The following is a 20373-nucleotide window of genomic DNA, read 5'->3' as shown; positions in this document are numbered from 1 at the left end:
ATCCATGAGGAAAACCGCCGAATTAAAGAAGCTTCCATTCCCGCGATACCGCAGGGCTGGAAGCTTCTTTGACTTGCTATTGGAGACGCGTTGCCGCCTTTACTGCGCTGCCGCCTCTTGCACGGATTGCGCGGCGAGCTTGCGCTGAAGCGAAGACTTGCGGAAATAAAGCAGTTCATAGAGGCATGGCACAATGACAAGCGTAAGCAGCGTAGAGACGATCAGCCCGCCGATGACGACAACGGCCAGACTTTGGGAGACGATGCTCCCGCTTTCCGATGAGCCGAAGACAAGCGGCAGCATAGCGCCGACGGTTGCGATCGCCGTCATCAGAATCGGACGCATCCGCGTGCCCGCCGCTTCTAACAGCGCTTCCCGAATCGTCATGCGCTCTTCATTGTGCTTGACTCGGTCGATCAGAACGATCGCGTTCGTAACGACAATGCCGATCAGCATCACGACTCCGAAGATGGCCGTGAAGTCCGGCGTAATTCCGGTCAGCAGCAGTCCGAGGACAGCGCCGATCGGCACGAAGAAAATCGAGCTGATAATCGCCAGCGGCGCCTTTAAGGTCTTGAAGGTGAAGACCATGATCAGGTAGACGACTCCGACGGATACGATCATCATCATGAACAGGCTCATCATATCGGCCGATTGATCCGCAGAAGCGCCGCCGACGTTGAGCTTAACGCCTTCCGGGAGCGAAACGTCCTTAAGCTGCTTGTCGATCTCCGAGCCTACCTTGGACAGCTGCGTCGGCTCGACCGAGGCTGTCACGCGGATGTAGCTGTTGCCATCCTTATGGAAAAACGTCGTCGACTGCTCCGCCTTCGCCCACTTGGCTACGTTCGACACCGGCTCCGGTCCCGATTCCGTCATGACCGTAATCCCGGACAGCTCGCTTTCGGACTTGGGCTTCAACACAGGCTCGATCCATACCGGAATCGATTGCCCGTCGACCGTCATCGAGCCGGCCGGAATCGGGTTCAACATGCCCTGCAGCTGCATCGCGATCTCCTCGGCCTTGGCTTCCGCCGGATTGACTTCCAGCGTATAGACCGTTTTCTTCACTTGCTGATTGCTTTCGACCTTAAGCACGTCTTTGATCGGTTGAATCTTGGCCGCCACTTGTTCGGCCGTCAGAGCAATTTGTTCGGCATTGTTGCCTGTAATATCGATAATTACTTGCGTCGAGCTTCCACTGGACATGAAATCGCCCGCAGACGTGTTGAGCTCTGCCCCCGGGTAAGCAGCCGCCTCGGCCTTCACGTCGGCCATTACCTTCTCCGCATCCTCTCCCGGACGAATCTTCAGCATGTACGTCACTTGCGTCGGGGACAGGACCGAGCCGTATTGGGCCGAGTCGGCGCTGTTGCCGTTGCTCATCGCCACCCACTCGACATCCTCGCGGGACATCAAAGCCCTCTCTAGGCGAGAACCATTCTCCAGCACATCCGCAATCGGCGTATCCGCTGGATAATCCAGAGTGACATTCACGTTCTCCGCATTCGACGAGTCGATCGCGCCTTTCGGCATGGAGGCATAGGTGCCTACCGAAGCCGCTAGCAGAACAACCGCGCCCGTTATCGGCAGCAACTTGAACCGCAGACACTTTTCCAGAAATCGAACGAACCGCTTCGAAGGATGATGCTCTTTAATACTGGAATTCCGCAGCACGCCCGCGCTCATCAACGGAACAAGGGTTAGGGCGACAACCAGCGAGGACAGCAGGGAATAGGTCATCGTCAGCGCGAACGGCAGCAGGAACGCCTGCAGACCGCCTCTCAGCAGACTCATGGGCAGAAATACGGCAATTGTCGTCAGCGTGGAGGCCGTAATCGCGCTCGCGACCTCTCTGGTCGCATCGATAATGAGCTGCTGCGAGAACTTCTCCTTCTGCAGCCTGCGGAAGATGTTCTCGATCACGACGATGCTGTCGTCGACAAGACGGCCGACCGCCACGGCGACGCCTCCGAGCGTCAGAATGTTCAGCGTAATGCCGGAGAGATCCAGCAAATACAGCGTCATCGCCAGCGAGAGCGGAATCGAAACGATCGTAACCAGCGTTGCCCGGATATTGCGCATGAACAGCAGAATGACGATCGTCGCGAACAGCGCTCCCAACAGCACTTCTCTCATCATGCTGTTGACGGAGTGGACGACTTGCTCCGAAGTGCTCAAGATGACCTTCAATTCAACTGGGCCCTTCGCCTCGTTATGCTCATCTACGATTTTGTTGACGGCTTTACCGACGTTAACGGCGTTGGAATTCGCCCCTTTGGAAATAACGAACTGCAGCGCATCCTTGCCGTCGATGCGGAACAGGCTCTCCTTGGTGTCGCTCAGCGCGACCTTGGCGACCTCGCCCAGTGTCACCCCCGGCGCGACAGGCAAGCTGCGCAGCGTTTGCTCGTCCTGCACGCTGGCGCTCACATTAAGGCTGACAGCCTGGCCGTCCAGCACGCTCTCTCCGACGGTGGCGGACGCCGCGCGCCCTTGCAGAACGCCGTACAGGCTCTGCAGCGGCAAGCCTTTCTCCGACAGCTTGGCAACGTCGGGCACGATGCTGGCCCGAGGCAACGATTTGCCCGACAGCTGGACGCTGCCGACGCCGTCAATCGCCTTGAACTCGTCGAGAATTTGCCGCTCCAGCATTTCCTTCTGCGCATCGCTGACGCCTTCCGCGAAAGTGAGCGTGACGAACGAGATCGGAATCATGGAGGTGTTCAACTGGACGACATAGGGAGGCGAAACATTGTCCGGAAGCTTAACGGAGCTTACCGCTCTCTCGACCTCCAGCTTCGCATCCTTCATATTCGTATCCGAATCGAAGTTGAGGTTAACCTGGCTATACCCGTCTCCGGACGAGGAGAATACGTTGGTCTTTCCTTTAATTCCCGACAACGCTTGTTCGAGAGGACCGGTAACCTTCTGATCCATCGAAGAAGCGTCGTAGCCCGGACCGATGACCGACACCGTGACCTGCGGATTGTCAGCCTCCGGCAGAAACTCCATTGGAAGCTTGGAATAGCTTAACGCTCCCATCGCAAGCACCATGATCACGATCAGGATCATGGCCGCCTTGTTGCGAAATGCCCCTTGAATTAAACTGTTCAAAATAATCTTGCTCCTTCCACTCCATCAATTGTTCTTTCTCTAGCGTAGCGGATAGGCGTCTTGGCGAAAAACGGCTTAAGACCAGATGTCCGCTCCTCCTCTGGACGGAGTCCGCCCGGACCTTAAGGCTTTATTCCGTGCTGGACCTCCCCTTGGCCTTACAAGGAAACCCGCTATGCGCTTCTCCGCTTTCCTTCCCTGATGTGTATTGTAGAGAGTTCGCCGTTTGCGCGCAGGTGCTTCGAGTCACTTTGCCGTAAGCGCGGCGGATGACGAAAGTCATTTTAAAATGCAAAAAACCGGAGGCGGCAGCCTCCGGTTTCGGTAAGCGGGACAACAAATTCAAACCTCTTCAAGCATTCGCCTTTTGACGGTCCTGATTGCGGAATTGGGCCAACAGCCCGAGAGCCGCGATGGAGAGAACGCCAGATGCGACGAAGGGAAGCCATGAAGCGGCTCCCAGCAGAGCGGCTCCCAGCACCGGTCCGACGATGCGGCCCAGACTGTCCATTGAAGAGCTGAGGCCGGACGCGATCCCTTGACTGACCGTGGTCTTCTGAGTAATAAGCGAGGTCACGCATGGCTTGATCAAGGAATTGCCGATTCCGAAAATGCACAGATACACGGTAGCCATCCCCCAACTGGTCGAGGTCAGCAGAAGGAAAAATCCGGCGGCGGAGATCAACAGACCGACCGCGATATATTTGCCTTCCTGTCCGACCTGTATCCTCCGGCGGACAAATCCGCCTTGCACAAGCGCTCCCGCCAGCCCGCAGAAGAAGAACATCATCCCCACCTGGAGAGGCGTCACCTCGAACTTTTCCATTCCGAACAGCTGGAGCGTAGCCTCTAGTATCGCCAGAGAGAAGGTCACGAAGAATGCAAGAACGTACAAATATTTCAAAGGGCCCTCGAAGGCGGACCAGCGGGATACCCGCTTTGCGTTCTTCATCGCTTCGCGCTGCTCGGCAGGCAGCGATTCGGGAAGTCGGAACCAGGCGACGATGAAGACGATCAGTGACAGCGCCGATGCGGCATAGAAAGGCGTGTGAAGCGTAATCTCGCTCAGGAACCCGCCGAAGCCCGGACCGAACGTAAATCCGAGACCGATGCTCATGCCGACCACGGCCATCCCTTTCGTGCGTTCCTTGTCCGTCGTAATATCCGCCACGTAGGCGACAATACAAGAGACAACCGCACCGGAGAACAGTCCGCCCAGAATCCGCGAGGCGTACATGATCCAGAGGTGATCTCCGGACAGGCCGAACAGCAGGAAGCTGAGCGAGAAGCCCAGCACCCCGGTCATAATGACGGGACGCCGGCCGATACGCTCGGAAAGCCCGCCCCAGAGCGGGCTGAGCAGGAAGGACATCAGAGAATAAATCGCCAGCATGACGCCCGTATGCCAGTTCGCCGACTTGTCGCTCGCTTCCGTCACCAATTCGGGAAGTACGGGAATGATAATGCCGAAGCCGATGAAAATCGTAAAGAGCATAAGCCCTACGATCGCTAATTTGCTTTTCACGAGTCTGTCTCTCTCCTCTTATGAAAACATGATCCTGTTGCTGCAATGACAAGCTATCTTCATTGATGGTAGCATAATCGTCCGCGAAGTTCCAAATGAAACCGGTGTCTTTTTGGTGACAAGTGTCGCTTCGAAATAACGGTTGTTGATTTCCCCCCCATTTTTGTTATACTCATGCTTGTTTGGACTATTGATACGTTGCACGTTGTGAGAAAGGCAGGGACTTCTATTGGATCATAATCGTACTCCGCTCTTCGACGCATTGCGCTCCCATGCGAAGCAGAATCCGGTACAATTCCATATTCCGGGCCATAAGAAAGGCGCAGGCATGGACCCCGAATATCGCGACTACATTGGACAGAACCTCTTGGACATCGACTTGATCAACATCGCCCCGCTGGACGATCTGCATCAGCCTGTCGGCGTTATTCTTGAGGCTCAGAAGCTCGCCGCAGACGCCTTCGGCGCGGACTCTACTTATTTCTCCGTTCAAGGTACGAGCACGGCGATCATGACGATGATCTTGTCCGTCTGCGGAACCGGCGACAAAATCATCGTGCCTCGTAACGTCCATAAGTCGGTGCTGTCAGCCATTATTTTCGCGGGCGCTCGCCCGGTCTTCCTGTCCCCCGTTCGCGATACGAACCTCGGGATCGATCATGGCGTTACGACCCGTTCCGTACGTCGCGCCCTGGAGAGACACCCCGACGCTGCGGCGGTTCTTGTCATTAATCCGACCTATTACGGGGTCTGCACGCATCTTAAAGAGATCGTAGACCTCGTTCACGAATATGACATTCCGGTACTGGTCGACGAAGCGCATGGCGCGCTGATTCATTTCTCCGACAATCTTCCTTTGTCCGCGATGCAGGCTGGAGCGGATATGTCCGCCACCAGCATACACAAGCTGGGCGGCTCCATGACGCAAAGCTCCATTCTTAACGTTCGCAAAGGGCTCGTCAATCCGCAGCGCGTACAGACGATTCTCAGCCTGCTGATGACGACTTCCACGTCATATCCGCTTCTGGCGTCTCTGGATACGGCTCGCCGCCAACTGGCGATCAACGGCAAGGAAATTGCGGAACGCACGATTCGCCTCGCCAAGCAAGCGCGGGAAGCGATCAACCGGATTCCGGGCTTGTACTGCTTCGGCGAAGAGCTGCTGGGAGAAGAGGCCACCTACGATTACGATCCGACGAAGCTGACGATCCATGTTCGGCACTTGGGCATTACGGGGTATGATGCGGAAAACTGGCTGCGCGAGCACTACCGCCTGGAGGTTGAACTGAGCGATATGTACAATATCCTCTGCCTCGTCACTCCGGGAGACGACGAAGCCTCGATCTCGACTCTGCTGGAGTCGCTCCAGGCGATGTCCGACTCGTACCATGCCGAGACGAACGAGATTGCCGAGATGGTCGTGATCATTCCGGAAATTCCGCACTTGGCGCTGACCCCGAGAGACGCCTTCTACGGGGAAACCGAGCTGGTGCCGTTCAAGGAGTCTGCGGGCAGGATCATTGCCGAATTTATATACGTCTATCCTCCGGGTATCCCGATTCTTCTGCCGGGCGAGATTATTTCGCAAGAAAATATCGATTACATCCTCGACCATCTGGAGGTTGGGCTTCCGGTCAAAGGACCGGAGGATCGCTCCGTCACCCATGTGAAGGTCATCATGGAAGAGACCGCCATCTCTTGATTGCAATCCGCATCCCTTGCGTTCCCGGGGATGCGGATTTTTTTTGGATGCTTTACGGCTGAAGCCTATACTGGAACCCGTTGCCAACGAAACGGGGAAATGCTATCATGGGCGTGGGGGTGGAACCGATGAGTCAAAGCGCTTACATTTCACTTGTGCAAGGATCGTCCTTAGCCGACATCGACCTGGACAGCGTCCAGGAGCAGCTGCATAAATACCGCGAGCAAATGGCCCTGACCGGCCGGCAGCTCGGCTGGGATTACGCGGAAGCCGCATTTCCTTATCGCATAGAGCATAAGCCCGAGGCGAAGGGCCAATGGTTCTATTTGAAGGGCACCTCGCATCCCTACCGTTATATCGTGATCGGCACGGGCCGTCGCGAATCGGAGGGCCAATCCGTTCCTTATATTCACCTCGTGTTGCCGGATGACTCCACTCACGGAGACAAGTCCAAAGCCAACGAGCTGTGCAAGTGGATCGGCAAGCAGCTTCAAGCGGAAGTTCGATTGTTCAACGGAAGAACGATTTATTATAACCCTCGCAAATAAGCCCGCGTTCAGGCGGCCAATGCGAATAAGGCTATCCATCCCCTGCTCTCGCAGGAAAGGATAGCCTTATTCGCGCGCCCGGAAGCTGCTCAGACTAATCGTTCTGATTCTCTTGGGCGGCAAGCGCTTCATATGCCTTCATGACCGTTTCCCATTCCTGGTCGTCTTCGATGTTGACGAGTACCTCGTCCTCTCCATCTTCCTCAACGCGGAAAATGATGCCGTCGTCCTCTGGATCGTTACGGTCCAACAAAACGGCATACGCGCGGTCATTGGTTTCGAATGTGTACACAAGCACCATTTCGTGCTCGATGCCTTCCTCGTCCGTTACGATGAATACGGCTTCATCGTGGTCATGTTCGCAATTCTCGTCATGGACATGATCGCTCATAGCGAACCTCCGTTCAATCGGTTAGTTTTTCCTACTCACGTATCGTATCATTTCCGCCTACGAGGGTCAAACCAAAAAAAGCCCGGACCAGCAAGCTGTCCAGGCTTCATTGCCGCTTTATTTGGAGTTGATCGTTTTTTCGGAAATGACCGTGAAGGAGGATTCGCCCTTGACCTTCACCGCGAAGCGCAGCGTATAGGCACCCGCCGATTCGAAATTGTAGGAAAGATCCTTCATCGTAATCCAGAAATCGTTCTTGCCGTCCGGGAAGTCGCTGTCGCCCGACTTGCGTTGCTCAAGCAAGGTTTCCTCCCCGTAAGGATTGGCGATCGTCAGCTTTAACGCGTTAATATCCGGCCTTAAAGAGTCCACCTGAATAAACGTGTTGAACTTCACCTTGCCTTGCTTCACATCAGCGAAAATATCGCTGCCGGAATTCGTCACCATATGAACGTTAGGCTTGAACACCGAAACCTTCCCGTCGTCCTTGATCACGATCGCCTGAAGTTTATCCGAGATCACCTGAGAAGAGATATATACTTTGTTGTCCGCGACAATAGCTCCGTCAGCATCCTGAGACTTGGTATTGATCAGCAGCCGCAGCTTCTGGGATACCGTATCTGCATAAGCCACGCTTCCGCAGAGCAAGGTGAACGCTGCAACCAAAATGATTAGTTTACGAACCTTCATGCTCGTTTCCTCCGTCTTCTCGCCGTCTTGCTTTGGTTTTGTTATTTGTTTATACCGACGGTTCGAGCGAAAGTTGCGCACATGGGTTAAAATAGAATGAAAATTTTTTAATCTATTTTCGCAGGCGACGCTGCTGTCGCAATCTGCCGAAGCCTGCGCTTCCCCGGGAAATGGAAATTCGGACTTCCGGGAACATTAACCCTTGCGTCCAGGCAATGTCAGCACGCACGGAACGCCTTGCCCGACAGCCCCCGGAGCTTGAAGGTGCCGCAAATAGTCGAGTCCTCGCTTGCAGGGAGTTTTGCATACGGCGCACACGTCGGACGTCACGATTTTCATTTGCGCCCGCTTCTGCTCCGACGCCACCGACTTCTTTTTTTTATTTACCTTGCCCATGGGGATCTTCCTTTCGCGCATGCTGGGTATCGCATTCGTCTTCACAGATTATGCGAACCCAGCCTATGCCGCCACAGGCTTCGAGCAAGATTTTCGGCATGCCTTCTTACGTGTCGAGGTAATATATGGTACATTGATTAAAACGATGGTCCGCGTATACGGTAGGCTTCCTAGGAGGGGACGATGTGAGGATTCAAATGCTGGGCACGGGCAGCGCCTTCGCCAAAGCTTTCAATAATAACAACGCGCTTATTACAGTCGATGGCCGCAGGCTGCTGCTGGATTGCGGAATCACGGCTCCCAGGGCTCTTCACGAGTTGGGTTACAGCTTCAACGACCTGCATGCGGTGCTCATTACCCACATCCATGCCGATCACATCGGCGGCTTGGAGGAATTCGCCTTTCAGATGAAATTCGTCTACGGCCGCAAGCCGATTCTCTATATCGCAGACACTCTGGTCGCGCCGCTCTGGGAGCATTCGCTCAAAGGCGGCCTGCAGCAGGACGAGGCCGAGACGCTTCACGACTTCTTCGAGGTTCGCCCCTTGCCCGCAGGCGTATCGCACGAGCTCCTGCCAGGATTGAGCGTCGAGCTTGTCCCGACGCGCCACATCCCAAACAAGCCGAATTATTCGATGCTGTTCAACGGGTTTTTCTTCTATTCCGGGGATACGGTGTTCGACGCGGACTTGCTGCAATCGCTGGTCTCGGAACGCGGAGTGCGGGTCATCTTCCACGATTGCCAGCTGCATTCTCCGGGAGTCGTTCATGCCAGTCTGCCGCAGCTCCTGACATTGCCGGACGAGCTGCAGGACAGAATCTATCTGATGCACTACGGCGACGATCAGCCCGAATTCATAGGTCGCACTGGACGGATGAAATTTATCAGCCAGCAGAAGGAATACGAGGTCGAACGGTTAACATTCTCCGAATAATTCGTTATCATAGAAGGAACAGCTTCAAGGAAAGGAAGTCACGACTTGCTAAGTACCTTTATCATTGCCGGCGTCATCGCCGTGCTGCTCATCTGGATCGTGCTCTGGACGACCAAGAAAGCCTATTCTCGCAAATGGGACGAAGAAGAATAACGACGCACCGGGGGACTGAAGCCGCTAACGGCTCTAGTCCCCTTGTTCGTCTTCCTTCGCTTACTCCGGCCCCTTGCCTTCCTCGCGGGAGATCTCCGAAGTCCCCTCTCTCCGGGCGTCGCCCGCAGACTCCATGGCCGCCCAGGCCAGTTGGTCGTCGCTCGGCTCGGCATCCTGTCTGACAACACGCGCAACGGCCGCCATTACGCCGCCAATCAAGCTGAATAAACCGACCAGCCACACGACCAGCAATGCCGCATCCCTCATGCGCCGCTCCTCCTGCCCGAATATCCGCTGATACATGTGTACGCCGAGCCGAAGTAAAACATCCCACATTTCGCATTTATTCTCCTAAAAGATTGGCGTGTTTTGTTTAAATTTTTTCTGTAAATCGTATTGACTTCATTCCCGTAACTTGTTATTATATTACTTGTCGCCGCTAAATAAAACATGATCTGATAGCTCAGCTGGGAGAGCACCATCTTGACAGGGTGGGGGTCACAGGTTCGATCCCTGTTCAGATCACCATACTTAAGCGACCGAGAGCCTTAGAACGATAAGGGCTCTCTTTTTTATTTCTCGTTTCCCGGCCAACGCCAAAGAATCCGGCAGATTATCTATCTCAGCTCTTTCCACGCCGAATAGCTCCTTTCCCTAATCCGACCTTGAACATCCCGGCGAGCCGTTCGACAGCCTTCCATGAAATTATTGCTAACCATGCAAAGGATGGATGGCGATTTGTCCAAATATTTGCTCCAGCCACTAAAGGAGCTGGTTTTCCCGCATATTTTGAAATTATTTTTGAAAAGTCCTTCAATTGATGAAGGGCTTTTTAATTATACTTATTGATCCTAATATTCATCGTTACCTCCCCTCATAATATAATCGTACCGCTCGAACCATATAGAGATATGACTCTTTCAACCATTTCCCCTGTCGCCCAACCTTCTCCACTGCTTTGAATAAATTAAAGTTCATGAGCCGATATTAGACTGGAAATCTAAACCGCCTATAAGGAGTCGTACATGTGACTGAAAACAATCAATTTCTCGATCCTCCGATTGCCCCTCAGTACCGAACTGATGAGCCGCCGCAATCGGAGGATAACGATAATCAACAGAGCTTAATCGAAGATGAGCTGGACCAAAATGAAGGCTATCGGTCAATTTGCAGAGAATAAACAAAATGTCGAAGGAGTTATTTCAAATGGATCATGAACACGAACATGAACCAACAATTGCACCAAGCATAGACACGCATAACACCCTCGAAGAGGACGCTTCACAAGAAGAAATTGAAGCCGGCGATGCAACCGAGGTAATACATCTTTTCCTTGATCGAACTCCCGATGAATAATTCCACCTCATGGTGTTAGTAGTTCTCTAATTTCCAAGTTCATTAGCGAGTCTCAAGTCACCGCTACACGGACAATAATAATCGCAAACCTCCGACTCCTTTTGATGCGGTACGGCAACAGTAACCTTTTGCTCTGGCTAAAACGGGGTATCGAACCGAATGCGCCGCTGCCGAATTCAGGATCGGCTACTGTTATCGCTCCGCTACCGAATTGGCACCTGTAACACACGGACCGGGCTCGTCCACTTTAACAATCCGGTGCCCCCCAGGTGCCGCCCTTCCCTATCAGAGAGTTTCGGATCGGCGACGCTGATTGCTCCGTTGTTTGGGCGATGGGCTCCGGTTACCGTCGGCTCCGCCTCCCCCTCCTTATACACCCGAAGCTTGTCTGATTGCCGCATAACAAGCCGTGATTAAGATTGGCGATAGAGACGGCATCAATCGAACATTGCAACTGGGATTTCGTCTAATTTTAGCTCTGTGAATAAAGTAGCCATTGTTGCACCTCCAGAAACTCTTCCCATGTGATATGGGATATATGCCTACTCCACGAATTAGGCATCAGCATATGCTAATTGCAGAACATATTTAAGGAGTGATAATTTGTATCAACGTAACGCTAATGCGAGCCATTTACTTTCCCAGGTAAAGTCTGTCTCTTCTATCGATCCATACGTTGTTGAAGCCCTCTGCCGACTAATAGGTCGATGTGTATGCTTTGAAACAACCCGCGGGGCCATTGAAGGTACGATACTGGATGTTAAACCTGACCATGTGCTACTTGCGCTTACACACAATCGACAGGCTTGCGTACGGATAGCTGAAATTGTCTGGACGATGCCTCTATAGTTTTCCGGCCGGATCCCTGAGGGATCCGGACTTTTATTGTTCGCCGACTTTGGGGCTGCCCGCCTGGGTTTGGTGGCGTCCGTCCATTCTATCTTCGATTTGTCGCTAATAAAAACGAACTCCTTTCTGGTTATCCTAAAACGAATAAATCTAATTGTTTGGCCCCTCCCCGTGTGGTTGTTCATCAGCAAACATTACTGTTGGCTTTGTTACTCCGAATTTGGCACTTCAAAATATCTCGATATGTCACTCCATACTCTTCAAGATGGGTGATCCGTTGTAAGATTTGATCTTCCTTGTAATGCTCGGATGATCTTTGCCTTTCTTCTCCCTATAAAGTTCATTATATCTTTTGAGACAGGCTTCGTCGGTTGGAAAACCGATGTATCTTTTTATGCAAAAAGCCGACCTATTGGCCGGCTTCGATCGACGAGGCGTTCACGCCCCGCGGTGTCCTCTGTGCGATTTCTCGATGATATAAATATACATGTAGGAATTCCAATAACACATACTATGGACTTATTCTATTCTCAAATTATTTTCATCAATGTGCCGTTCAAAAAACTCATTGAACTGTATTTAACTAGATTCTTGATGAACAATCTAAGCTCTGCTTTGGTGGACGTGCCGATGTCTTCACCTACGAATTCATGCCGAAAAGAACCCATTTGAAGAGTTTCATGCATTTTATCAAGCTTTACCCCTATATTTGCATTATACTGCCCTTGTTCCTTTATAGTAGCCGCAACTTCTAAAAAACCTGAGTTAAAACGATCTGTTGTAGATTTTATCTCAGAAACCACTGTATCAATAGTATTATTAAGCTGTGACAACATCCTATCATTCGTTTCATTGACTGCAAGGACTTTACTTACAAGAGTGCCGGCAAATCCTATGTATGATACGATCTCATTACCATCTTTACCGTAAAAGAATGCGAAAACTAGTATGCCTGTCCAAACTAAAATTCCAATAATGTATAAGTAATGTAGTCTTTCGTTTTCATTCAACTCTATTCCCTTCCCCCTGACAAATTTAAACTTTAATTTTTCGGAGAAGAAATGGAAAATCCTGCTTTCTATTCGAAATATAAAAATAAGCCGACCTATTGGTCGGCTCGATACGGGGTATTCATTCCGTTGCTTCAATGTTCATCAACACACCTCTCAAGGTACCCGATTTTCCAACTCCCATATGGATTTACTTGCAGCATAGAACTGATAATGTCTGGTACCCATCAACAAGTCTTGATTCAGGTTGTCTAGCATGTCGTATTTATGCATTAACGGTAAAAACCTATCCTGGCCGTATGAACTCAATCCGTTATAGAACAATAGGACAAGTTCATAGGACGAAAGCTGTGCTTTGATAATGCCCGCATATTCGTCAAGCTCCTCTTCAGACAAGTCTTGTTTATCAAGAAATTTGTAAATGCGGTATAGATTTCTTAAGTAACGTCCTCGATCATAATGGCGTCCCCAACGTACTCAACACCATCGACCGCCCCTCTTATAAGCGGTTCTCTGAACAATATCTTGACCTGTCATGTACCCGCCTCCGAAATAACCACATATAAAATTCCGGTATCATATTGGTCAAGATTCAAATTGTATTATATCAACTCTTTCAATTAAATCTCCCAACATGTCGACGACGTGATGATTTCGTCCGAGTGGCTTGTTCTTTTACGTTGCGTAGGTTGGGTTATATTTCAGTTCAGGGGCTTAAGCTCTTGAGCTTTTTGTCATACGATTGCCACCAATAGATGAAAGGACAAATAATTGGAGCAAGGAGTTGAAGAAAATGCCTGAAATGACCTCGCATATCGGTTTGAAGAAGCCTTTGAAGACCGAAATAGCTGACATTTCCGTACTGAATGAAAACATGGATATCATCGATTTGGCTATGGGTCATATGGCGTCGGTTCCGACGCTCTCGAAAAACGCGGCGGGGGCGATTTCAGAGCTACATGAGGCCATATCGGGGGCTTCGGGTGGCGACAACCAAACCGTTCGAAATCAAGTCGCCTTACTTCTTGAAACTGACACCCGCCGTACAGTTTTCGAATACACGGGCGGATTAATCTCGGCAATAGTCGAAAAGGACGAAACGGTTGAAGTGGCCCGTACGACGCTAAACTACACCGGCGGGGCGCTGGCTGCGGTAGTCGAAGTAGCTGGCGGCAAGACGGTCACCAGCACGATTAACCGAGACGGAAACGGTAATATAGTCGATATCACGAAAGGGGTAAACTGACATGTCGGGAGTAGACAAGGCTAGCTTAGCGCTGCTGATCGATGCGCTAAAAAAGATCGGCAAAAGCACAGATGCGGCGGGGCTATCCTCTCTATTTGCGCAGCTCGCGCAGATCAGAGAGTACACAGATACCCTCGAAACTGTTGCCGGTCAGATTAAGGCCAAATCTGACCTTATAGGTGCTACGAACGATAGCGTAAATGTAGCATCGATTTTTGGAAAATTAGCCGCCCTACAATACGGACTCAACAACGATGTAATAGGTAATCGTCTGGGCAACACAGGCGATGCCGCCGCATTAAACGGCTCGATCTTCTCGCGCCTGGCCTATATCATAGCCAACATTAAAGGAACAACGGTCAGCGTTGCGAGTGATGTCGTGCAATACAGTGATGCAACAGAACGCAGTTCTCCGTATTCCAATGGTTCCACTGGTACCATCGTTCACAAGTTTATACCGTTTTACTCCGGTGAAATTCGCGTTGTTGTGGATATTCGCAATCAAGAGGGCTCTGCGTCAGAACTATATGCCGTAGCAGGGTTATGGGGTTCATATACCTCTCAAGCCGTCTCAGACTGTGATTGGACAATGCCGATCGGCACGACGATTTCTCCATTCGGGAATAACGATCCACTGTTATTTTCAAGGCAAAACTCAGTCTATACAACAGTGGTCAAAACACTCGTTGTAAAGGAAAAAGTCCCTACGTATTTGGTGCTCAAGTCGAGAGGTTCTAACGCATTTATACGTAATCTATCACTAAGGTACACGCTGGTACAGGGGGGATAACATGTACGCAATCATATTGGCCGGAGAGCGGGTTGCGGGCTATTTGGCGAATCCAAATATCGAAGAACTAGACACCCTGGGCACTCACTATGTGCTGGAGGAAGAATTGCCCGAAATCGTATTGTCAACTCCTGCCGGATATGCCGCAATTCGGAACGCAGAAGGGGAATATGCCCTGGAAGCAGTACCGCAAGAACCCGAAAGCCAAATCACTCAGCTCGAAAATGAGAACGCATTGCTGGCGCTTGAAATCGCCGATATGCAAATCCGACTTGATCAAACAGAGGCCGAACAGGCCAGGCTGCTGCTAGCGCTCGTCGAAGCGGAGGTGATCTAGATGGATTGGTATGCAACGGTCAAACGCCACTACGATGCGGGGCGCTACGGCATTGCCGACGTCGCTAAGTTTGTCGTAGCTGGCAAGATCAGCTCGGCGCAGTATGAGACGATTACCGGCGAGGAATACGAGGGTGCCGCATAAGCGGGACCTATTTTATTGGATCGGTTTTACGATAATTTTCCGACCATTGAGTACGAATACGGAAGGTGTCTGACCGCTCAAGTCGAAGCAAGATCGATCACTAACGACCACAATCAACCCGAGGGCTTCGGCTCTCGGGTACTTTTATTAAATTACGAATTTAATAAACTCTGGACTCCGCAGCACCCCCGTCCGTGTCCAATTCCGGAACTAAGAACAACCTGATAGTTATTTCTTTTTGTAATTATATGGATCTAGAAACTCAACTAATCCAAGCCTCTTCATGGAACCCATCCATTGAGTTAAATGAGAAATATGGATAAACTCTCTTAAATTATCGTGAAGAGTATTTATAATATAACTCATTGAAAATTCAGTTCCTGAAGGAATGTTTTGAATTATTTTTACGAATATTGTTTTCGCTTCATCTAAAACCCCTTCATTATAATTTTTTTCCCTTGGACTCTCTTCGTTATAGAGCGAGTCTTTTATTTCTGTCTTCAATTTATCCAACTGCTCGGAGATCATATTTTTTACATCGTCTTTTGAGAACGTTTCTTGGTCGTTACCTTCTACTTTAGAAAAAACTTGTTCCTTAGCCTGGTTAACTTGCTCTTCAACAGCTTGTTTATTATAAAAATTCGGATTAAATGTATCAAACTTATTATCCATCTGATTTAGTTTTGAGGACATCGCTGTAAGGGTTTCATTTATCTTGTCTTTCAGTTGATCCCCACTTGTGGCTTGTTTCAACGATATGTAGATAGCAACGGCACCTAATGTAATCGATACGAACGTAGATACAAATGATACAACCACCATAACCATATCTTGATATAAAACTGTAAATACCTGAGCATAAATTAAGAAAGTAAACGCCCAGATCCAATCCTGAGATCTCCACGTCTTACTAGACTCCCCATTTATCGTGCTCAAGTCGAAATTTAACATACGTTCCCAAAGCCCAAGTTTCTTGCTTGGAATAAACAAACCTCTGATAAAAAAACCTACTAACAAACCAAAGAATAATACAAAAACAATTACAAGCAATAACGAATCTAGATTATATTTCAAACAAATACCTCCAATTGATTTCCATATATCGACAAAAAAAGCTTACTCCATAAGGAATAAGCTCGTCAACTTCGCATTTTCAATTTTCTCCGTCGCAGTCCCAAAGATAAGACATCCTGAGATGGCAGAGACTAGCTTTATCTCTCCTGTTTTGATCGAACGTAAGCCTCCTCTTTCCTCCCTTTAGTTCAACTGAAGAGCTCGAGAAGCTCGATCGACGAGCGCGAAATAAAAAATTTGGGATATTATTAATAAATAAATTAGCGCTGTTTATAAAGGTCCCGTTAATTAACTCTCTCATTAAAAATCAATGTATATAAAGCCTGTTCCTTTCCCCGCCATTAATACTGAAACTAGAATGAGAAGCCACCATAGCACTCCGTAGGCTGCACCTTTAAGTATATCTTTCACCTCAACCCACCCCCAGCATGATTTTTAGAGCAGGCAGGATATCATATAACGGCATATTGAACAGCATCCATCCGAACATAACGGATGCCATTGTAACCATCCAGGAGAAAAATCCGAAAGCACGTTTTGTTAATACAGGAAAGCGGTTGACGACGAATAAAGTATATAACCGCACGATACATAACAATGCTCCGTGATAGAGGCCCCATGCAACAAAATGAGTCGCCGCACCGTGCCACAAACCGGATATTCCCATTGCAATCATTGTATTCATTAAAATCAGAGGAAGGGCAACACGGCTTCCGCCAAGCGGGATGAAAATGTAATCCGTAATCCAGCGGCTAAGCGATATGTGCCATCTTTTCCAGAAATCAGATATGTTTCTTGCCAGGTATGGGTAATTAAAGTTTTCAGGGACAACAATTCCAAAACATCTTGCAGAACCTATGGCAATATCGGAATAGGCCGAGAAGTCTGCATAGATCTTTATCGTGAAAGCAACAACCCCGATCCAAAGATCAGTTGCCGTAGCCTGGTCCGTTAACTGCAATGGCCATATATTCATGGTGTCGGCAATAACTACCTTTTTTGCGATGCCAATCAGAATTCTGGTACACCCGGCCTGCAAATCGTTAAAATTTATTCTTTTATCTAATTGGGAAGTAAAGTGTTGGAATCGTTTAATCGGCCCGGCCACCATTGTAGGGAAAAAGAAAATAAAGCCCATATACTCCAAAAAGTTATGTTTTGGAATTTTTTCTTTATACGAATCTACCAAGTAATGAACAAACTCAAAGGTAAAAAATGAAATCGCTAATGGAATCGTGATCTGGGGGCTAATAAAGGCTTTCCCAAATACCAGATTGATAATATTAGTTGCATATTCAAGATACTTGAACAAACAAAGAATTCCTATTGAAACCATCAGCCCCGGGATAAACCACAAAACTCGTTTGGCCATCCAATAAATGACTATAGACTCCAAAAACAGCAGAACGATATATTCTCTCGCGAAATAAGCATAAAAAATAATTCCTGATATTGCCAGAATAAACTTTCTTGTTTTCGTTCCGCCTAAGTAATATAGAAAAACCGAAATAGTAATGAAAAAAAAGTAACTAAAACTAGTGAAAATCATACCTTGAGGTCCTCCATTAGCCAAGACGAGAGATAGGATGAAAATCGCGTTGCGCCCTTATAACTTAAGTGCACCCAATCAAAAAGCTCGTCCGTTTCCCAATTGCTCAAACTGTTAAAATCCTCTAACCTCACATTATTAGAGTCCTTGAATACCTCGAATATCGACGCGACATATTCATCATATTCAGCCTTGGAAAGGTTGGAAATCGCTTCCGCTTCGCTCAAAAGGTAAGGCGGAAAGTAGAAATAAAATGTGCGGTCATTGTATTTTTCCGTTATTGACTTAATTTTCCGATAGGAATTTAAAGTTTGCTCGTCAACTTTTTTGGGAACAAATATAGAGCCATGATACTCCTTGATCGATTTTAGCGTATTTTCATCCGTTGTTCTGTAGCTGTGTTCTTTAATACTGGTTTCTTCATAATCTTCGAACTCTCCAAGAGGTACGTTATACCTTAAGTGTTTATATCTATCCTCTATTTTTTCTTTGGGCATTAATCCGAATAGGCGCTGGCCAATGATATACCTATACCTGTACAGATCCCACGGAACCTTTTGTTCATCTAAGATGCTTTTTAAATTAGGATAGGCGGCGCTGCTCGCTCCCCAAAAATATTGAAACGGCATTATTACCGTTTTACTTTTTGTTCGAGATAATGTGTATTCCATCAATATAGAAAGGTCATCCAGCCCCATGCCGGGTATCGATAAATTGTATATCGTTTTATTTGTTTTCTTTGCGGTTTGAGCATAGAGCGTGTCCTTTCTTCCAAGGGATCCGCTCCATACTGTGGAATCTCCAAAAAAGAGCAGCGAATCAGCTTCCCCGTGCTTCTGGATGAAACGGACATAGGGTGATAAAAAATAAGGGGACGTCCCATTGGGTTGGGGTATCCGATAATTCGCTTGCTCAAACTCGCTGCTTGTTAACCTGGAAACGAATACATCAGTTATAAGCAGCAGCAGAACAAGTGTAACAATAGATGCAATAAACTTCCTCAAATTAGCTCACCTTGTTTCTATAGATGTTCGTCCCAACTCTATCACCTCATATTGCATTTATCAACAATTTTCTCCCATTATCAAGAAATGCAGTTTTGCATTAGCTATCGCTTGTTGATTTTGACCGACTTATCCCCAGCCCCTTTCCACATATCGCCAAAATAGGACTTTTGATGTAGAATAGTGTTGTCTGAGAGCCTTATGCAGACAAAACTATCATCCAGAGAAAAGAGTGGGTCTGAAAATGAAAGGAACAAAGTTATGGGTTGTCGGCATTCTGGCGTTATCCCTAACCGCCTGCACAGAAGCAAACATCGAAAAGGTGAATTCCAAGCCAAGCCCGTCTGCGGCTGCCACTAGTGAAGGCAAATCCGCCGCTCCGTCTGCTTCGGCTGAAGACAAGGAGAGCCAAACGTCTGAAGCTCCGAAAACCGAAATCTATAATCTGGGCGATTCGATCAAGTTTGACGACATGGTGATTACAGTTAATGGGGTTCGTGAATCCAAAAGTCAAATTTTCACCCCGGATGAAGGGAATATCATTATATTGGTCGATGTTACTGCCGAAAATAAAGGAGATGCAGAAGAAAACATTTCCTCGATGCTCCAGACGGAAGTCGTTGACGGCGATGGCTTCAATTACAACTTAACTATTGTCGACGATGCCAAGGGCAGCTTTGACGGAACTGTAGCCGCCGGAAGAAAGCTTCGCGGCGAAATTGCTTACCAGGTACCGAAAGACGCCAGCCTTGAATTCATCTTTAAGCAGCCCTTCAAATCCGGACAAGCCATCTGGAAGCTTAAATAATAGGATTAGCCCCTTCTTGGCTCGTCAAGAGGGGGCTGTCTTCTTGCGGGCTTACTTCCACGCTCCACTCCCTCCACGGACATCCATAATTCGCCATAAAATGACTAAATACCTATGTATTATGTAGTTTATAACCGATTTTACATGTTAGAATAAATATAATAGAGCCCTTTAGTCCTAGCTGTCGCAGCCCTGCTTTTCGCATTTTCAAAATATCATTTTGATCGCCACCACGCTTGTTAGGGTCCGGTACGGAGGTTGAGAGCTGAAGTATTATCTCGGATATAACGGGAAAAGAATCAATATTCCCCTATCGAGAGATGAGGCTATGAACTTGCTTTTCGAAACGAAGGGGGCGATTCGGGGGCTTAGTATTATGGTATACGACGACAATGGCAAATTCATTAAGGAAATTCCGAAGCGAAAATCAAAGTAAGCCGCTCGTTGCCGACAGGCGAAAAGCAGCCCTCTTCTTCGAATGAAGACAGGGGCTGCAGAAGCTGTTTCCAACGCTGTGGAGTTAACTCCCCAAACCGGCAATCACTCGTCTACGACAATTGTCGAAACGATGCTGTCCTTGGCAACCGTAATCACATTGTCAGCAACGGTTACTGTGGCTTGCGGATTCAACATGGAAATCAACACGACGAGCAGCGCAATTTTACTCATGTAAATCACCTCATTATTAGAATTATGTATCTGTTCTACACAAGGTCTAATTACACCCGATTCGCATTTTTTAATCAAGC

22 protein-coding genes, 1 tRNA gene and 2 pseudogenes are annotated in these 20373 nt (G+C 48.8%); 13 read left to right on the top strand and 12 right to left on the bottom strand.

The annotated features are described in order from the left end of the window. Positions 1-99: 99 nt before the first annotated feature. Both ACFO1S_RS19920 and ACFO1S_RS19915 read right to left on the bottom strand, forming a co-directional pair. Positions 100-3117 carry an efflux RND transporter permease subunit gene (locus ACFO1S_RS19920; RefSeq protein WP_204601299.1) on the bottom strand — a complete coding sequence of 1006 codons (3018 nt, stop codon included), beginning with the start codon at positions 3115-3117 and terminating at the stop codon, positions 100-102. A 352-nt stretch (positions 3118-3469) separates the two neighbouring features. After that, complete coding sequence (locus ACFO1S_RS19915) at positions 3470-4642, bottom strand: MFS transporter (RefSeq protein ID WP_204601298.1); 1173 nt, start codon at positions 4640-4642, stop codon at positions 3470-3472. Between the two features lie 229 nt (positions 4643-4871). Here ACFO1S_RS19915 and ACFO1S_RS19910 point away from each other — a divergent pair, with 229 nt between their 5' ends. After that, positions 4872-6344: an aminotransferase class I/II-fold pyridoxal phosphate-dependent enzyme gene (locus ACFO1S_RS19910; protein ID WP_204601297.1), complete on the top strand. Its 1473-nt coding sequence runs from the start codon at positions 4872-4874 to the stop codon at positions 6342-6344. 128 nt (positions 6345-6472) lie between these two features. After that, complete coding sequence (locus tag ACFO1S_RS19905) at positions 6473-6892, top strand: DUF1885 family protein (RefSeq protein WP_204601296.1); 420 nt, start codon at positions 6473-6475, stop codon at positions 6890-6892. A 94-nt stretch (positions 6893-6986) separates the two neighbouring features. Here ACFO1S_RS19905 and ACFO1S_RS19900 read toward each other — a convergent pair whose 3' ends face one another. From ACFO1S_RS19900 to ACFO1S_RS19890, 3 genes are all read right to left on the bottom strand, one after another. Beyond that, positions 6987-7283: a DUF1292 domain-containing protein gene (locus ACFO1S_RS19900; protein ID WP_204601295.1), complete on the bottom strand. Its 297-nt coding sequence runs from the start codon at positions 7281-7283 to the stop codon at positions 6987-6989. Positions 7284-7400: 117 nt separating this feature from the next. Beyond that, positions 7401-7973, bottom strand: coding sequence for a hypothetical protein (locus tag ACFO1S_RS19895; RefSeq protein WP_204601294.1), 573 nt, complete (start codon positions 7971-7973; stop codon positions 7401-7403). Between the two features lie 195 nt (positions 7974-8168). Further along, positions 8169-8369 (bottom strand): hypothetical protein, encoded by a 201-nt coding sequence (locus ACFO1S_RS19890; protein ID WP_204601542.1) that lies wholly within the window; start codon positions 8367-8369, stop codon positions 8169-8171. Positions 8370-8554: 185 nt separating this feature from the next. On the opposite strand from ACFO1S_RS19890, the gene ACFO1S_RS19885 reads away from it, so the two are divergent. Beyond that, the gene (locus tag ACFO1S_RS19885; RefSeq protein WP_378127416.1) at positions 8555-9304 is read left to right on the top strand and encodes an MBL fold metallo-hydrolase; all 750 of its coding nucleotides are present in this window, start codon (positions 8555-8557) and stop codon (positions 9302-9304) included. Positions 9305-9517: 213 nt separating this feature from the next. Here the strand turns inward: ACFO1S_RS19885 and ACFO1S_RS19880 are convergent, their stop codons facing one another. Next, the gene (locus tag ACFO1S_RS19880) at positions 9518-9793 is read right to left on the bottom strand and encodes a hypothetical protein (protein ID WP_204601293.1); all 276 of its coding nucleotides are present in this window, start codon (positions 9791-9793) and stop codon (positions 9518-9520) included. Between the two features lie 116 nt (positions 9794-9909). Between ACFO1S_RS19880 and ACFO1S_RS19875 the strand changes: the two genes are divergently transcribed. The 5 genes and pseudogenes from ACFO1S_RS19875 to ACFO1S_RS19855 all read left to right on the top strand — a co-directional run bounded on the left by ACFO1S_RS19875 (position 9910) and on the right by ACFO1S_RS19855 (position 11662). Further along, positions 9910-9985: transfer RNA gene (locus ACFO1S_RS19875), tRNA-Val, on the top strand. Positions 9986-10161: 176 nt separating this feature from the next. Continuing rightward, positions 10162-10278: pseudogene (locus ACFO1S_RS19870) on the top strand (DUF4177 domain-containing protein); the annotation flags it as partial. 206 nt (positions 10279-10484) lie between these two features. After that, entirely contained in the window at positions 10485-10637 is a 153-nt protein-coding gene (locus tag ACFO1S_RS19865; protein WP_378127414.1) for a hypothetical protein, read from the top strand. Between the two features lie 26 nt (positions 10638-10663). Further along, complete coding sequence (locus ACFO1S_RS19860; protein WP_204601292.1) at positions 10664-10813, top strand: hypothetical protein; 150 nt, start codon at positions 10664-10666, stop codon at positions 10811-10813. Between the two features lie 603 nt (positions 10814-11416). Next, positions 11417-11662, top strand: a complete 246-nt coding sequence (locus tag ACFO1S_RS19855) for a DUF2642 domain-containing protein (RefSeq protein ID WP_204601291.1) — start codon at positions 11417-11419, stop codon at positions 11660-11662. Positions 11663-12192: 530 nt separating this feature from the next. On the opposite strand, the gene ACFO1S_RS19850 is transcribed toward ACFO1S_RS19855, so the two are convergent. Then, positions 12193-12672, bottom strand: a complete 480-nt coding sequence (locus tag ACFO1S_RS19850) for a hypothetical protein (protein ID WP_204601290.1) — start codon at positions 12670-12672, stop codon at positions 12193-12195. 156 nt (positions 12673-12828) lie between these two features. Further along, positions 12829-13110 (bottom strand): annotated as a pseudogene (locus tag ACFO1S_RS19845) (putative phage abortive infection protein); the annotation flags it as partial. A 355-nt stretch (positions 13111-13465) separates the two neighbouring features. Between ACFO1S_RS19845 and ACFO1S_RS19840 the strand changes: the two are divergent. Genes ACFO1S_RS19840 through ACFO1S_RS19825 form a run of 4 tightly spaced genes read left to right on the top strand, consistent with a single transcriptional unit; the run spans position 13466 to position 15189 of the window. Then, a complete protein-coding gene (locus ACFO1S_RS19840; RefSeq protein WP_204601289.1) occupies positions 13466-13918 on the top strand; it encodes a hypothetical protein in 453 nt (150 codons plus the stop codon). Between the two features lies 1 nt (position 13919). Continuing rightward, positions 13920-14708, top strand: a complete 789-nt coding sequence (locus ACFO1S_RS19835) for a hypothetical protein (protein ID WP_204601288.1) — start codon at positions 13920-13922, stop codon at positions 14706-14708. A gap of 1 nt (position 14709) precedes the next feature. Beyond that, the gene (locus tag ACFO1S_RS19830) at positions 14710-15045 is read left to right on the top strand and encodes a hypothetical protein (protein WP_204601287.1); all 336 of its coding nucleotides are present in this window, start codon (positions 14710-14712) and stop codon (positions 15043-15045) included. Continuing rightward, complete coding sequence (locus ACFO1S_RS19825; protein WP_204601286.1) at positions 15046-15189, top strand: XkdX family protein; 144 nt, start codon at positions 15046-15048, stop codon at positions 15187-15189. A gap of 228 nt (positions 15190-15417) precedes the next feature. Here ACFO1S_RS19825 and ACFO1S_RS19820 read toward each other — a convergent pair whose 3' ends face one another. The 3 genes from ACFO1S_RS19820 to ACFO1S_RS19810 all read right to left on the bottom strand — a co-directional run bounded on the left by ACFO1S_RS19820 (position 15418) and on the right by ACFO1S_RS19810 (position 18816). Next, positions 15418-16263, bottom strand: coding sequence for a hypothetical protein (locus ACFO1S_RS19820; RefSeq protein WP_204601285.1), 846 nt, complete (start codon positions 16261-16263; stop codon positions 15418-15420). A 412-nt stretch (positions 16264-16675) separates the two neighbouring features. Next, positions 16676-17812: an MBOAT family O-acyltransferase gene (locus tag ACFO1S_RS19815; RefSeq protein WP_378127411.1), complete on the bottom strand. Its 1137-nt coding sequence runs from the start codon at positions 17810-17812 to the stop codon at positions 16676-16678. Beyond that, positions 17809-18816, bottom strand: a complete 1008-nt coding sequence (locus ACFO1S_RS19810; RefSeq protein ID WP_204601283.1) for a hypothetical protein — start codon at positions 18814-18816, stop codon at positions 17809-17811. The genes ACFO1S_RS19815 and ACFO1S_RS19810 overlap by 4 nt, the downstream gene beginning before the upstream one ends. Positions 18817-19060: 244 nt before the next feature. On the opposite strand from ACFO1S_RS19810, the gene ACFO1S_RS19805 reads away from it, so the two are divergent. Continuing rightward, on the top strand, positions 19061-19624 hold the full coding sequence (locus tag ACFO1S_RS19805) for a DUF4352 domain-containing protein (protein ID WP_204601282.1): 564 nt from the start codon (positions 19061-19063) through the stop codon (positions 19622-19624). A gap of 540 nt (positions 19625-20164) precedes the next feature. On the opposite strand, the gene ACFO1S_RS19800 is transcribed toward ACFO1S_RS19805, so the two are convergent. After that, positions 20165-20293, bottom strand: a complete 129-nt coding sequence (locus ACFO1S_RS19800) for a hypothetical protein (protein ID WP_378127410.1) — start codon at positions 20291-20293, stop codon at positions 20165-20167. Positions 20294-20373: the final 80 nt, after the last annotated feature.

Source organism: Cohnella boryungensis (assembly GCF_042651945.1).
Taxonomy (GTDB): Bacteria; Bacillota; Bacilli; order Paenibacillales; family Paenibacillaceae; genus Cohnella; species Cohnella boryungensis.
Note: the sequence above shows the minus strand (reverse complement) of the source record. Positions and strands in the feature narration are given on the sequence as shown.